14 protein-coding genes are annotated in these 13,528 nt (G+C 69.0%); 10 read left to right on the top strand and 4 right to left on the bottom strand.

Annotated elements, in window-relative coordinates; translation table 11 throughout:
- Positions 1-27: 27 nt before the first annotated feature.
- From DFR72_RS03645 to DFR72_RS03635, 3 genes are all read right to left on the bottom strand, one after another.
- Positions 28-525 (bottom strand): COG4315 family predicted lipoprotein, encoded by a 498-nt coding sequence (locus DFR72_RS03645; protein ID WP_170176109.1) that lies wholly within the window; start codon positions 523-525, stop codon positions 28-30.
- 33 nt (positions 526-558) lie between these two features.
- Entirely contained in the window at positions 559-1,194 is a 636-nt protein-coding gene (locus DFR72_RS03640) for a TetR/AcrR family transcriptional regulator (protein WP_090064045.1), read from the bottom strand.
- A 93-nt stretch (positions 1,195-1,287) separates the two neighbouring features.
- Positions 1,288-1,875 (bottom strand): D-alanyl-D-alanine carboxypeptidase family protein, encoded by a 588-nt coding sequence (locus tag DFR72_RS03635; RefSeq protein ID WP_177224508.1) that lies wholly within the window; start codon positions 1,873-1,875, stop codon positions 1,288-1,290.
- A gap of 243 nt (positions 1,876-2,118) precedes the next feature.
- Here DFR72_RS03635 and DFR72_RS03630 point away from each other — a divergent pair, with 243 nt between their 5' ends.
- From DFR72_RS03630 to DFR72_RS03615, 4 genes are all read left to right on the top strand, one after another.
- Entirely contained in the window at positions 2,119-2,520 is a 402-nt protein-coding gene (locus DFR72_RS03630; RefSeq protein WP_090064046.1) for an SSI family serine proteinase inhibitor, read from the top strand.
- Between the two features lie 131 nt (positions 2,521-2,651).
- Positions 2,652-3,749 carry a calcium:cation antiporter gene (locus DFR72_RS03625; protein ID WP_090064047.1) on the top strand — a complete coding sequence of 366 codons (1,098 nt, stop codon included), beginning with the start codon at positions 2,652-2,654 and terminating at the stop codon, positions 3,747-3,749.
- Positions 3,750-3,813: 64 nt separating this feature from the next.
- The gene (locus tag DFR72_RS03620; RefSeq protein WP_090064048.1) at positions 3,814-5,220 is read left to right on the top strand and encodes an FAD-binding oxidoreductase; all 1,407 of its coding nucleotides are present in this window, start codon (positions 3,814-3,816) and stop codon (positions 5,218-5,220) included.
- Positions 5,221-5,305: 85 nt separating this feature from the next.
- Complete coding sequence (locus DFR72_RS03615; protein ID WP_090064049.1) at positions 5,306-6,436, top strand: lipase family protein; 1,131 nt, start codon at positions 5,306-5,308, stop codon at positions 6,434-6,436.
- Here DFR72_RS03615 and DFR72_RS03610 read toward each other — a convergent pair.
- Positions 6,433-6,882 carry a DUF3291 domain-containing protein gene (locus DFR72_RS03610; RefSeq protein WP_170176108.1) on the bottom strand — a complete coding sequence of 150 codons (450 nt, stop codon included), beginning with the start codon at positions 6,880-6,882 and terminating at the stop codon, positions 6,433-6,435. The two genes, DFR72_RS03615 and DFR72_RS03610, sit on opposite strands and share 4 nt — an antisense overlap.
- A 25-nt stretch (positions 6,883-6,907) precedes the next feature.
- On the opposite strand from DFR72_RS03610, the gene DFR72_RS03605 reads away from it, so the two are divergent.
- From DFR72_RS03605 to DFR72_RS03580, 6 genes are all read left to right on the top strand, one after another.
- A complete protein-coding gene (locus DFR72_RS03605; protein ID WP_090064051.1) occupies positions 6,908-7,849 on the top strand; it encodes a D-2-hydroxyacid dehydrogenase family protein in 942 nt (313 codons plus the stop codon).
- A gap of 42 nt (positions 7,850-7,891) precedes the next feature.
- Complete coding sequence (locus tag DFR72_RS03600; protein ID WP_170176107.1) at positions 7,892-8,752, top strand: NmrA/HSCARG family protein; 861 nt, start codon at positions 7,892-7,894, stop codon at positions 8,750-8,752.
- Between the two features lie 13 nt (positions 8,753-8,765).
- Entirely contained in the window at positions 8,766-9,221 is a 456-nt protein-coding gene (locus DFR72_RS03595) for an SRPBCC family protein (RefSeq protein WP_090064053.1), read from the top strand.
- 232 nt (positions 9,222-9,453) lie between these two features.
- Entirely contained in the window at positions 9,454-10,542 is a 1,089-nt protein-coding gene (locus tag DFR72_RS03590; RefSeq protein WP_090064054.1) for a mandelate racemase/muconate lactonizing enzyme family protein, read from the top strand.
- Positions 10,543-10,584: 42 nt separating this feature from the next.
- Positions 10,585-12,543, top strand: a complete 1,959-nt coding sequence (locus DFR72_RS03585) for an alpha-galactosidase D (RefSeq protein WP_211335286.1) — start codon at positions 10,585-10,587, stop codon at positions 12,541-12,543.
- Between the two features lie 26 nt (positions 12,544-12,569).
- Complete coding sequence (locus DFR72_RS03580; RefSeq protein WP_211335285.1) at positions 12,570-13,520, top strand: carbohydrate ABC transporter permease; 951 nt, start codon at positions 12,570-12,572, stop codon at positions 13,518-13,520.
- Positions 13,521-13,528: the final 8 nt, after the last annotated feature.

Here is a 13,528-nt window from a genome sequence, read left to right as displayed (position 1 = left end):
CGGTCGCGCCGGACGCCCGATTCTCGTCTAGCGGCCGGCCTTGGTGCCTGCCGGCGAGATGGCGAACCACCTGTCGTCCACGCCGTGCCCGGTCGTGTCGCCGGCCCCCTCGTCGTCGACGTACCGGTGGACCGGCTTGCCGGCGATGGTGACCTGCTCCAGCCCGTCCGGGCGCTTCGTCGTGCCGAGCAGCGACTGGTCGAGACCCGGTGCCTCGATCTTGCCGCCCGCGGCCAGCAACGGCGGCCACACGAGCGTGCACTCCGGTTCGAGGCAGCTCGGCTTCGACGGGCCGTCCTGGGCGTTGAAGTAGAGGGTGTTGCCCTCGCGGTCGGCGACGACGGCACCGACCGCGGGGGACTCCTCGACCTGCAGTTTCGCGATGTCTCCCGGCAGGATCTGGGCGGGCCCCGCCACCGGACCGGCAGCGGCCTCCGGTGCGTCGGGCGAGGCGGTATCCTGCTCCGGCGGTGCAGAACAGGCACCCAGGCACACGAGCAGCGCGAGAACGGCGAATCGGCTCACATCGGGGATTACGCACGGCGGTGCCCCACCGGTTCAGCGCTCCTGCGGTACGTGTGGCCGCAGGACGGCCGCCAGCATGAGCTCGCGGATCTCCTCGGCGATCTCGTCGACCGCGAGCGGCGGCCGGTGCGCCTGCCACTCGCGCAACAGGCCGGTGATCGCACCCACGAGCGCTATCGCGGTGAGCCGGTACGACCGCTGCGGCGCCACGCCCGCGGCCGCCGCCCGCAGCGCCTCGGACTCGATGAACTCCGCCCACGTGTTCACCCAGCGCACGTGCTGCTGCTCGATCTCCGCGTTCACGCCCACGGCCTCGACGTAGTTGAGGCGCGGCGCGCGGGGATCGGCCGTCACGCTGCGCACGAACACGTCCAGCAGCGCCGTGATCCGGACCCGCACGTCGTCGGTCTCCAACTCGGCCAGCGCCGTGCGGACGCGCGTGAACGCCGTGGCGTTGATCAGGTCGTGCAAGTCGCGCAGCAGGTCCTCCTTCGAGGCGAACTCCTCGTAGAAGTTGCGCGTGGAGACACCGGCCTCGGTGCACAGCCCGGAGATCTTGGTGCCCGCGAAACCCGTGCTCGTGAACAGCGCCAGGCCCGCCTGCAGCAGCTTCGCCCGGCGCTCGGCCCTGCGCTGCTCGGGTGAGATGCCGCCGTACGCACGGGCCACCTGGGGGGTGCTCCAATCTGGTAACTGGGCTTGTCAGATTACGTCGGCGCAACCTCACGCGCATGCCAGGCGTCTAGACCTTTGCGCGGGGGTTCAGCCGCCCGTCGCGCTGGGGATCAGGGCGGGGCACCCTCCGGTGGGGTAGTCGGAGTTGTACTCGAAATGCCACTGCTCGTTTTCGTAACGGCGGCACCAGCCGAGGGTGTTGCCGTTTTTCTCGACCCATTTCGCTGATTCGATCGGCTGGATGTCGACCGCGAAGCCGATCACGTGCATCGAGCGGTCGGGTGGATTCAGCACGTACTTCGACGCGAGTTCTTCGGTCCCGAACTTCTCGACCGCCTCGTCGAACTCGGCCCGCTGTTGCTGACGGCTGCGCTTGCCGTCGTTCAGGCAGAGCTCGACGCCCTGCTCAGAAGCCTTCTGGCGCAGCTGGAGCCATGCCTTCAACACCTCGGGACGCAGGCCTTCGGGTTCCTCGTCGAAGTAGCGCGCGTCGATCGAGCAGTTCGGCCCGTCCGGTGGTCCGGGCACCTCCTCGATTATCGCGAGCGGCTTTCCCGGATGGCGGTCGAACACGAGCGTCAATCTGCCCAGGTAACCCAGTGCGCCGCCGGTGGAAACCACGAGTGTGACGATCAGGAGCACGCCGAACACGACGCGTCTGGAGGTCTTGGACATGATTCGAATAATACGTCGGCGCGCAACCTCGTCTGTCAGCAACCCGTAACAGTCCGTCGGCAGCTGTGTCCCGGTGAACGTGGCGAGCGCCACATCCATTCGGACCAACGACGCTTTCCGTGGTTCGGCAAATGTGATCGGTGAACAGTTCCTGGCCCCTTTCGCCATGGCTATTCAAGATGGCAACATCTGCATCGGCCGAGAACCGGCCCGTTTTTGTGAGGTCTCAGGAGGACCGCTTTCATGTCCGGCCGCATTCTTGCGTTCGTTGCTCTGTTCGTGTCGCTCTTCGCCTTCACCGGCACCGCTCAGGCCACTCCCGCGGCGCCGGCTTCCCGGGGTGGCACCGCGCTCGTGCTCACCGCCCAGTACTCGGAGTTCGACGGCGGCGCCTTCAAGGCGACCGTCCTGACCTGCGAGCGAGGTGACCAGCACCCGCGCAGGGCCCTCGCCTGCGCGACGCTCGCCTCCGCCGGTGCCGACCTGCAGACGATGCAGGCCGACGGCAGGGCGTGCACGTTCCACTACGCGCCCGTTGAAGTCGCGATGTTCGGTTTCTGGCGCGGCGAGCCCGTCAGTGAAGTGCACACCTACCCGAACTCGTGCGTCATGTTGGCGCACACCGGTGCCCTCTTCGATTTCTAGGAATCGATCACGGCACCTCAGACAAATGTGGAGCGGGGCGCGGCAGGGGCGCTCCGCTCCACATTTGTCGCATCGCGAATGAGTGCTGCGCCGAATGGCGGACGGTCCATCCCGTATGCGAAGGTTGGATCATGGCCGCCGCCCCCCGCTTCCCGCTGCTCCACTGGACGACCATCACCCCCGTGCTCGGCATGGTCCTGCTCTCCCTGACGTGGGGGAGCGACCTCGGGGGCGTGCTCGTCGCGCTCGTCGCCCTGGTCCTGGCCGCGACCGTCCTCGCCGCCGTGCACCACGCCGAGGTCGTCGCGTTGCGGGTGGGGGAGCCGTTCGGATCCCTGGTCCTCGCGGTCGCGGTGACGGTCATCGAGGTGGCGCTGATCGTCACGCTCATGGTGTCCGGCGGCCCCGAGGCCTCGTCGCTGGCGCGCGACACGGTGTTCGCCGCGGTCATGATCACCACGAACGGCATCATCGGCATCGCGCTGCTGCTCGGTGCGATCAAGCACCACACGATCCTGTTCAACGCGGAGGGCAGCGGCGGCGCGCTCGCCACGGTGATGACGCTCGCCACCCTCACGCTGGTGCTGCCGACGTTCACCACGACGACGCCCGGCCCCGAGTTCTCCGGCCCGCAGCTCGCGTTCGCCGCCTTCGCCTCCCTCGGCCTGTACGCGCTGTTCGTCTTCACCCAGACCGTCCGGCACCGCGACTTCTTTCTCCCCGTCGACGAGGACGGTGTGATCGAGGCCGACGACCACGCCGAGGCCCCGTCCGGCAAGGCCGCGCTGACCTCGCTCGGCTTCCTGCTCCTCGCCCTGGTCGCGGTGGTCGGCCTCGCGAAGATCGAGTCGCCCGCGATCGAGGCGGGCGTGCGCGCGGCCGGGTTCCCGCAGTCGTTCGTCGGTGTCGTCATCGCCCTGCTCGTGCTGCTGCCCGAGACGATCGCCGCGTCCCGCGCCGCGTTGCGCGACAGGATCCAGACCAGCATCAACCTCGGCTACGGCTCGGCCATCGCGAGCATCGGCCTCACCATTCCGACCATCGCGCTCGCGACCATCTGGCTGGACGGGCCGCTGATGCTCGGCCTCGGATCGACGCAGATGATCCTGCTGCTGCTGACCGTGCTGGTCAGTGTCCTGACCGTCGTGCCGGGCCGGGCGACCCGCCTGCAGGGTGGCGTTCACCTGGTGCTGCTGGCGGCGTTCCTGTTCCTGGCTGTGAACCCGTAGCCGGGATCGTTCCCGGTCCTCGGATCCGTTGTGCCCCAGTTCGTCCGGCTCCTACGTTCGTGCCATGTTGCGTCGCAGGGCACTTCTGCAGTCGGCCGTTCTGGGAGCTGTGTCGGCACTCGCCGGTAAGTCCACAATGGACGTCCAGCTGATCAGGCCGGGCGACGCCGCCTACGGAGACGCCAAGCTCGGCTACTTCACGCACTACGACGCGCAGCGCCCCAGCGCGATCGCGCGGGTCGCGTCACCGGCGGACGTGCAGCGGTGCATCGAGATCGCACGCCAGGAGCGGACGAGGATCACCGCTCGCTGCGGCGGCCACAGCTATCCGGGCTACTCCACCGCGGACGGTGCGCTGGTCGTCGACGTGCGCGGTCTCAACCGCATCGACGTCCGGCCGGACGGCACGGCCGAGGTCGGCGCGGGCGTGCTGCTGATGGACCTCTACATCGCGCTGGCGAACGCCGGGCGGATGATGCCGGCGGGCACGTGCGCGACGGTCGGCATCTCCGGGCTGACGCTGGGCGGCGGCATCGGCGTGACCGCGAGGCAGTTCGGCCTCACCAGCGACCGGCTGGTCAGCGCGCGGATCGTGACGCCCGACGGCGTGCACCGCACGGTGTCGGCCACCGAACACACCGACCTGTTCTGGGCGTTGCGCGGCGGTGGCGGCGGCAACTTCGGCATCGTCACGTCGTTCGTCTTCCGCACCGAACCCGCGCGCGACCTCACGACGTTCACGCTCCAGTTCCCGTCCGCGGCGCTGGCCTCGTTGCTCAGCGCGTGGCCGGACTGGCAGGGCAAGGCGCCGGACGCCCTCACCTCGACCGTCGGCGCCGGTAGCGGCCCGAACCCGTACGTCGAGGTCGGCGGCTGTTTCGTCGGCACGCCGGCGAACCTCCGTCCGCTGCTGGACGACCTCGTCCGCCGCGTCGGCTCGCAACCCAGCTCCCGCCGCGAGACCGAGCAGGGCTTCCTCGCCGCGATGGAACGGTTCGCGTGGTGCAGGGTCAGCGACGGCTCGTGCCGGCCGAGCTGGAACGGGGGCGGCGGCAGCCAGTCGCGCGGCAGCTACGTCGCCACGTCGCGGATGCTGACCAAACCGATCACCGACCCGCAGAAGCTCGCGGACATCTTCAAGAACACCCCGAACTCCTACAACATGATCGACGCCCTGGGCGGCGCGGTCGGCCGTGGCCCGGCCACCGCCTTCCCGCACCGGACCGCGCTCGCGAGCATCCAGGTCGAGCTGACCCTGGCCGCCGGGCAGGCGAACGCGCGGCGCGCGATGGGCGTCGCGCGGGACGAGCTCGGCAAGATGTTCGGTGCCACCGGGTACGTCAACTACATCGACCCGCAGATGCCGGACTGGGCGAACGCCTACTACGGCTCGTCGCTGACCCGGCTGCGCGAGGTGGCCCGCAAGTACGACCCGGACCGGGTGTTCACGTTCCCGCAGGGCCTCTCGTAATCCACGAAGCCGAACGGACTATTGTCCTGTTGCGGCGTTCGGCCCTACATTGCGGTAACGCCGGTTACCACAAAGGGGTCCAACGATGCAGCTCCGTGCCGTGCTCGCCGCCGTCTTCCTGCTGTTCACCCTGGTCACGCCCGCCACGGCGGCCGCACCGGGGGAGCTGGTCAGCAGCCGGGAGGTGGCGTGGCACCCGGAACCGCTCAGGCTGCTACCCGCACCGGTGAAGGCCTACGACATCCGCTACAACTCGACGACCGCGACGGGTGCGTCCACCGTCGTGTCCGGCATGGTGCTCGTGTCGCCGCTGCCCTGGAACAACGGGCCGCGGCCGATCGTGGCGTACGCGATGGGCACGCAGGGCCTGGGTGACCAGTGCGCGCCGTCGCGGCAGTTGCAGAACGGCACCGAGGTCGAGATCGCGTTCCTCGCGCAGGCCATGTTCAACGGCTGGGCGGTCGCGGTGACCGACTATGAAGGCCTCGGCACGCCGGGGGACCACACGTACGCGGTGGCGCAGTCGGAGGGCCGGGCCCTGCTGGACGTGGCACGGGCGGCGAGTGGCGTCCCGGGTCTGTCCGCGGAGGCGCCCATCGGCCTCTTCGGTTACTCGCAGGGAGGTCAGGCCGCGTCGGCCGCCGCCGAGCAGTGGAAGTCCTACGCGCCTTCGCTCAACGTCGTCGGCGTGGCCGCCGGTGGTGTGCCGGCCGACCTGAACGCGGTCGCGAAGTTCAACGACGGCAACGCCGGATCGGGCCTCGTGTTCGCGGCCGCCGCCGGATACGCCGCCGCCTACCCCGAACTGCCCCTGGCGTCGCTGCTCAACGCCCGCGGCAAGCAGGTCATCGACAGGATCCGCGAGGCGTGCGTCGCCGAGATCGCTCTGGTGGCACCGTTCACGCGCCTCAACGCGCTGACGACCACGCCGGACGTCATCCAGAACCCGTTGTGGCAGCAGAGGTTGAAGGAGAACACGCTCGGCTCGGTCAAGCCCGCCGCGCCCGTGTACCTCTACCACGGCACGCTGGACGAGCTGATCCCGTTCGGCGTCGGGCAGAAGTTGCGTTCGCAGTGGTGCTCGCTGGGCGCCGACGTGCAGTGGACCCCGCTGCCGTTGCTCGGGCACGTCACCGCTGTGAGCGCGTGGGGTTCGAACGCGATGCTGTGGCTCGGTGACCGCTTCGCCGGGAAGTCCACGCGCCCCAACTGCTAATCAGGAGCCGGGAACCGGCGCCGGAAGGTGAAGCCCTCCGGCGTCGGCCCGTTCTCCTTGACCAGGTCGAGCTTCGCGAGGCCCTCCTCGGTCGTGGGCCGGTGTCCGGCGGGCACCCACCACATCACGTCCAGCACGCTCTCGGGGTCGAACCACTGCCTGGTGCGCTTGACCGCTTCGAGGTGCACGCCGCTGAACGCGAAGGCCCACAACGCCTCGACCGACTCCCAGACGCTGAGGTTGTAGGCCTCCCGCATCGGGTCGCGGCCCAGCCGGCTCAGGTCGTCCGCCATCCGCCCGGAACTCGGCCGCCACACGAAACCGGGAGCCTGCTCGGCGAGGTCGTTGATCGCGTCGACCCTGCTCGTGAACCCGCGCATCCTCCAGTGGTCGAAGGCCCACCGCCCGGTCGAGTTGTTGGCCTGTGCCAGGTGGAAGGCTCCCATGCGCCTACTCTGACATGATCGGCCCATGCGGTGTGTGGTGCTCGACGACTACCAGGGCGTGGCCCTCGCGAACGCGGACTGGTCCGGCCTCGACGTGACGGTGCTGCGCGAGCACCTGGACGATCCGGCCGCAGCGCTGGCCGAGGCGGAGTGCGTCGTGATCATGCGCGAGCGGACGCCGTTCACGGCGTCGTTGTTCGCGCGGCTGCCCGAGTTGCGGCTGCTGATCACCAGCGGCATGCGCAACGCGGCGATCGACCTCGACGCCGCTCGCGCGCACGGCGTGACGGTCTGCGGCACCGGCAGCGCCAAGACGCCGCCGGCCGAGCTGACCTGGGCGTTGATCCTCGGCCTCGCCCGCCACCTCGCCGTGGAGAACGCGGCCTTCCACGCCGGAGGGCCCTGGCAGAGCACCGTCGGCGTCGACCTGGCCGGGAGCACCCTCGGCCTGCTCGGGTTCGGACACCTCGGCAAGGCCGTCGCGCGCGTCGGCAAGGCGTTCGGGATGGACGTCGTCGCCTGGAGTCCCAACCTGACCGCCGACCGCACCGGCGCCGAGGGCGTCCGGCTGGCCACGGGACTGCACGACCTGCTGGCGCAGAGCGACTTCGCGTCCGTCCACCTCGTACTCGGCGACCGCAGCCGCGGCCTGGTCGACGCGGCCGCGCTGGCACACATGAAACCGAGCGCGTTCCTGATCAACACCTCGCGGGCCGCCATCGTCGACCAGGCCGCGCTCCTCGAGGCGTTGCGCGGCAACAAGATCGCGGGTGCGGGCCTCGACGTCTTCGAGACCGAGCCGCTGCCCGTCCCGCACGAGCTGCGGACGTTGCCGAACGTGCTCGCGACCCCGCACCTGGGGTACGTCACCGCCTCGAACTACCGCACGTACTTCCGGGAGGCGGTCGAGGACGTCCACGCGTTCCTTCGTGGAGCTCCCATCCGGGTGCTGACCCCGGTCGTGTAGCGGCTGCGGGCGTTCGGGCGATGGACCAGCAGGAGGTCCGCTGTGGACGACACCAGGCTGGTCGTGGTCACCGGAGCGACAGGGCGCCAGGGCGGCTCGGTCGCACGTCACCTGCTCGCGGCCGGCTGGCGGGTGCGAGCGCTGACCCGTGACCCCTCGTCACCCGCGGCCGGGCGGCTCGCCTCGGCGGGTGCCGAGGTGGTGCGCGCGGACATGGCGTCCGCCGACTCGCTGCGCGCCGCCTTCGCGGGCGCACACGGGGTGTTCAGCGTCCAGAACCCGATGACCAGCGGTCTCGGCGAGGAGGTCCACCAGGGCCGCGCGGTCGGTGACGCCGCGGCTTCGGAGGGCGTGCGGCACGTGGTGTACGCCTCGGCGGGGCCGGGAGTGCCGGGAACCGGTGTGCGGCAGTGGGAGAACAAACTGGTGGTCCAGGCCCACCTGAGATCGCTGGGCCTGCCGCTGACCGTCCTGCGTCCGATGGCGTTCATGGAACTGATGACCGACAAGGACTTCTACCCGCCGGTGTCCATGTGGCACCTGATGCCGAAGCTGATCGGCGCGGACCGGCCGCTGCTGTGGTTCTCGGCCGACGACGTCGGCGCCGTGGCGGCCAGCGTGTTCGCGGAGCCGGACCGGTTCGTGGGTGCGGACCTGCCGCTGTGCGCGGACGTGCGGAGCGTCGACGAGTGCCGTGCGCTCTGGCGGGAGACCCGTGGTCGTGCGCCGCGGGGTTTCCCGATGCCGGTCTGGCTGTTCCACAGGTTCGTCGGCGAGGACCTGACGAGGATGTGGCGATGGCTGCGCACGCATCCCGTCGCGTACGACCTCGGCGCCACGAGGGCGATCGTGCCGTCCGCCCGGACCGTTCGCGAGTGGCTGGTGCAGCGAACCTACCCGTAGTAAGTTCGGCCTCATGACGCCGGACGCTTCCGCTCACATCGACGTTGCCGCCTCACCGCAGCGGGTGTTCGAGCTGGTCAGCGACCTCCGTGGGCTCAGTCGATGCGCCGAGGAGTACTCCGGCGGCAAGTGGCTGAACGCCGCCGGCCCGCGGGTCGGCGCACGGTTCCGCGGCGTCAACAAGCGCGGCTGGCGGATCTGGCCGACGACCTCCACGGTGACCGACTGCTCCGCGACGAGGTTCGCGTTCGAGGTGAAGTCGCTGGGGATGGCCGTGTCGCGCTGGCAGTACGACATCGAGGAGACCGGCGAGGGCTGCCGCGTCACCGAGTCGACCTGGGACCGCAGGCCCGGCTGGTACGTGCCGATCACGCGGCTGGCGACCGGCGTGGGCAACCGCGCCGTGACGAACCAGCACAACATCGAGGCGACGCTGCAGCGGCTGAAGCTCGCCGTCGAGTCCGTCTGACAACCAGACAGAATCACTCACTTTTAAACACACCGACACATCCCCATCGATCGGTGTGGTGCAGCTGTGAGCTGCAAACATCGGAGGACCGGAACTAGAACCGGATGCCCGAACCCGTTGAAAACGCTCTCAAAGGCGTGCGACCGTGGCCAAACGACGGTTGACACCCTCGTAACGCCAGCGTTCAATCCCCGTCAAATATCCTATAGGATCAGAGATCCGAGGAGTTGGCGTGGCAAAGGTCCGACGAGCTGAGGCGTTCCAGGTCGACGTCCCGGTGGAGACTCTGCGCACCGACGCGGTCCAGCAGTTCATCAAGCAGGAGACCGTCTTCGTCGAGGTCGAGACCGACGACGGGCTCACCGGGCTCGGCTACGCCTACACGATCGGCACGGGCGGCAGCTCGGTCCTCGCTCTCCTGAAGGACCACCTGCTGCCCCGCCTCGAAGGTGCGGACGCCCGCCGGATCGAGCACGTCTGGCGCGACCTCTTCGCGTACACGCGGTCCACCACGGTCGGTGCGATCACCTCGCTCGCGCTGGCCGCCGTGGACACCGCGCTGTGGGACCTGCGCTGCCTGCGAGCTCAAGAACCCTTGTGGCGCATGGCGGGCGGCTTCCGCCAGGAGGTCCCGCTGTACGACACCGAGGGCGGCTGGCTGCACCTGAGCACCGAGGACCTCGTCGCGGGCGCCAAGGAGACGGCCGCGCAGGGCTGGCAGGGCATCAAGATGAAGGTCGGCAAACCGGACCTGACCGAGGACGTCGAACGGCTCGAAGCCGTCAGGGCGGCGGTCGGCGAGCGGTTCGCGATCATGGTCGACGCGAACCAGTCCATGACCGGTGCCGAAGCCGTGCGCAGGGCCGACGCGTTCCGGAACGTCAACCTCACCTGGCTGGAAGAACCGCTGCCGGCGGACGACGTGAGCGGGCACGAGAGGCTGGCGAAGTCGACGAGCATCCCGATCGCGGTGGGGGAGTCGCTGTACTCCGTGGCCCAGTTCCGCGAGTACCTCGAACGCGGTGCTGCCTCGATCATCCAGGTCGACGCCGCCCGGATCGGTGGCATCACGCCGTTCCTCAAGGTCGCGCACGTCGCCGAGGCGTTCAACGCCGACGTCTGCCCGCACTTCCTGATGGAGCTGCACGTGAGCCTCGCGGCCGCGCTGCCCAACGGGAGGTTCGTCGAGCACATCCCGCAGCTGCGCGGGATCACGAAGAGCGAGATGACCGTCCGGAGTGGACACGCGCTCGCCCCGGACACGCCCGGTCTCGGCATCGACTGGGACCGCGACGCGATGGACGACCTCCGAGTCGCCTGAAACACCGCCTGAAACACCGCCGGAAATCACAAAGGAGTGGTCTTGAGAGCGTTAGGTGTCGTTGCCGGCCTGCTCGCGTCGCTGATCGCGGTCCCCGCAGCAGTGGCCCAAGCACCCCAGGTGCACCAGCAGACCGCCGCCCAAGCCGAGAAACCGTACATGGGCTGGAGCAGCTGGACGTTGCAGGCGACCAACTACCCCGGGGTGAACCCGGACGGTCCCGCCAGCTGGTTGAACGAGAAGAACGTCGTGGCACAGGCCGACGTGCTGGCCGCGAGGTTCAAGAAGGCCGGCTACGACCACGTGAACGTCGACGCGGGCTGGCTCGGCTCGTTCGACGAGTACGGGCGGCCGGTGGTGGACGCGAAGAAGTTCCCGCGCGGCTTCAAGTGGCTGGGTGACCACATCCACGGCAAGGGCATGAAGTTCGGCTCGTACCTCGCGGTAGGCCTGGACCCCAAGGCGTACAACGACGGCAAGACGCCGATCCACAACGCGCCCGGCTGCACCACCAAGGACGTCGTCTACCCGGACCTGCGCAAGACCAACGGCTGGGACTCGGCCTACAAGATGGACTTCGCGAACCCGTGCTCGCAGAAGTACATCGACTCCCTCGCCCAGACGCTCGCGGGCTGGGGCGTCGACTTCCTCAAGCTCGACGGCGTCGGCCCCGGCAGCTTCCGCGGCGGTGAGCGCTACGACAACACGACCGACGTGAAGGCGTGGAACTCCGCGCTCAAGAGCACCGGCCGCCCGATCGAGTTCCTCATCTCGTGGGCGCTGAGCCACCGCTACGCCGACGTGTGGAAGGCCAACACCAACGGCTGGCGCGTCGACACCGACGTCGAGTGCTACTGCGACACCCTCGTCACCTGGAACCAGTCGGTGAAGCAGCGGTGGAACGACGTCGTGCAGTGGATCGACGACGCGGGCCCCGGCCACTGGAACAACCTCGACAGCGTCGCCGTCGGCAACGGCCAGATGGACGGCCTCACCGAGGCCGAGCGGCAGAGCTACATGACGCTGTGGTCGATCTCCTCGTCGCCGCTCTACATCGGCGACGACCTCACCAAGATCGACGACTTCGGGTACAGGCTGCTGACCAACAACGAGGTCATCGCGATCAACCAGGCGGGAGTGCCGGCCCGGCCGGTGGACCAGTCCTCCGACCAGCAGGTCTGGTACGCCCGCAACCGCGACGGCAGCTACACCGTGGCGCTGTTCAACCTCGGCGCGACGCCCGCGAAGGTCACGGCCGACTTCGCGCGGCTCGGTATCCACGGCAACGCGAAGGTCCGCGACGTGTGGGCCAAGAAGGACGTCGGCCAGAAGTCCGGCTCCCTCACCGAGGACCTGCCGGTGCACGGCTCGAAGCTGTTCACGATCACCCCGCGCGGTTCGGTCGCGCCCGGCGTCGTGCAGGGCACCGCGGCCACCCCGAACAGCGTCTCGCTGAAGTGGTACGGCAAGACCGGTGTCCGCTACGACGTCTACGCGGGCACCAGGAAGGTCGCCACGACCACCGACACCAAGGCGACCGTCACCGGTCTCACCCCGGCGACCTCCTACGAGTTCACCGTCGTGCAGAACGGCGCCCGCTCGAAGCCCGTCAGCTTCGTGACGCCGCAGGAAAGCGTGACGTACGAGGCGGAGAAGGGCAGCCCCGGCGGCGGCGCGACCGTCTACGGCTGCGCGTGCTCCGGCGGCAGCAAGGTCGGCTACCTCGGCGGCAGCGGCATCCTCACGATGCCGGCGGTCACCGCGCCGCGCGAGGGCACCTACCTCGTCGAACTGGCCTACATCTCCGCCGACGCCAGCAGGACCGGCATCGTCACGGTGAACGGCACCAGCTTCGAGCTGCCCGTCGCCGGGTCGAACGACGACGACTGGAACACGCCCCAGAAGGTCACCGTGCCCATCTACCTGTTGAAGGGCACCAACACCATCCGGTTCGGCAACCCCGACGACTCCGTGTTCGACGTCGACAGCATCCGCATCTGAGACCAGGAGGTGCCGTGGTGACAGCCGTGCAAGACACAAGCGCCCAGGTCGTGCGTGGACCTGCCACCACGGCGCCTCCGCCCTTGCGCAGGCGCAGCGGTCCAGCCTCGCGCCGCAACGACACGTGGGTCGCGTGGCTCCTCGTGGCACCGGCCATCCTCGGGTTCGGCGTGTTCTTCGCCTACCCGATGCTGCGCGGGGTCTACCTGAGCTTCACCGAGTTCCACATCCTGTCGCCACCGGTGTGGACCGGGCTCGAGAACGTCCGGCAGCTGATCAACGACGGCAGGTTCTGGCACTCGCTGGGCGTCACGGCGTACTTCGTCGTGCTGTCCGTGGTGCTGGGTGTCGGGATCTCGTTGATCACCGCCGTCGTGTTGCACCGACTGGGGGTCGGCACGACGGTGCGGGGGCTGATGATCCTGCCGTTCCTCATCTCCGGCGTCGTCACGGCGCTGGTGTGGACGTGGATGCTCGACCCGCAGCTCGGCATCGTGAACCAGCTGATCACCTGGGTCACCGGTGAGCCGGTCATGTTCTTCGGCTCGGACACCTGGGCGGTGCCGACGCTGGCCGCGCTGAACGTGTGGAAGTCCATGGGCTACAACGCGGTGCTCATCTTCGCGGGTCTGCAGACGATCCCCGCGACGATCTACGAGGCCGGCCGGATCGACGGCGCGTCGGAGTGGCAGATGTTCCGCTCGCTGACGCTGCCGCTGCTGCGGCCGATCCTGGTGATGGTCGTGATCCTCAACGTGATCGGCGCGACCCAGGTCTTCGACATCGTCCAGGTCAGCACCAAGGGCGGTCCGGCGGACGCGTCGCTGGTGCTGCAGATGTACATCTACGACAAGGCGTTCGGCCAGTTCGACTTCGGCTACGCCGCGACGATGTCGCTCGCCCTGTTCCTGATGCTCGTCGCGGTGACCTTCACGCAGATGCGGATGGCCCGTGCCGGCGATTCCGACACGAACTGAGGAGGCCA

This window comes from Lentzea flaviverrucosa, assembly GCF_003350445.1.
GTDB classification, from domain to species: domain Bacteria; phylum Actinomycetota; class Actinomycetes; order Mycobacteriales; family Pseudonocardiaceae; genus Lentzea; species Lentzea californiensis.
The sequence above is the reverse complement of the archived record's forward strand: the minus strand, read 5'-3'. Positions and strand labels throughout refer to the sequence as shown.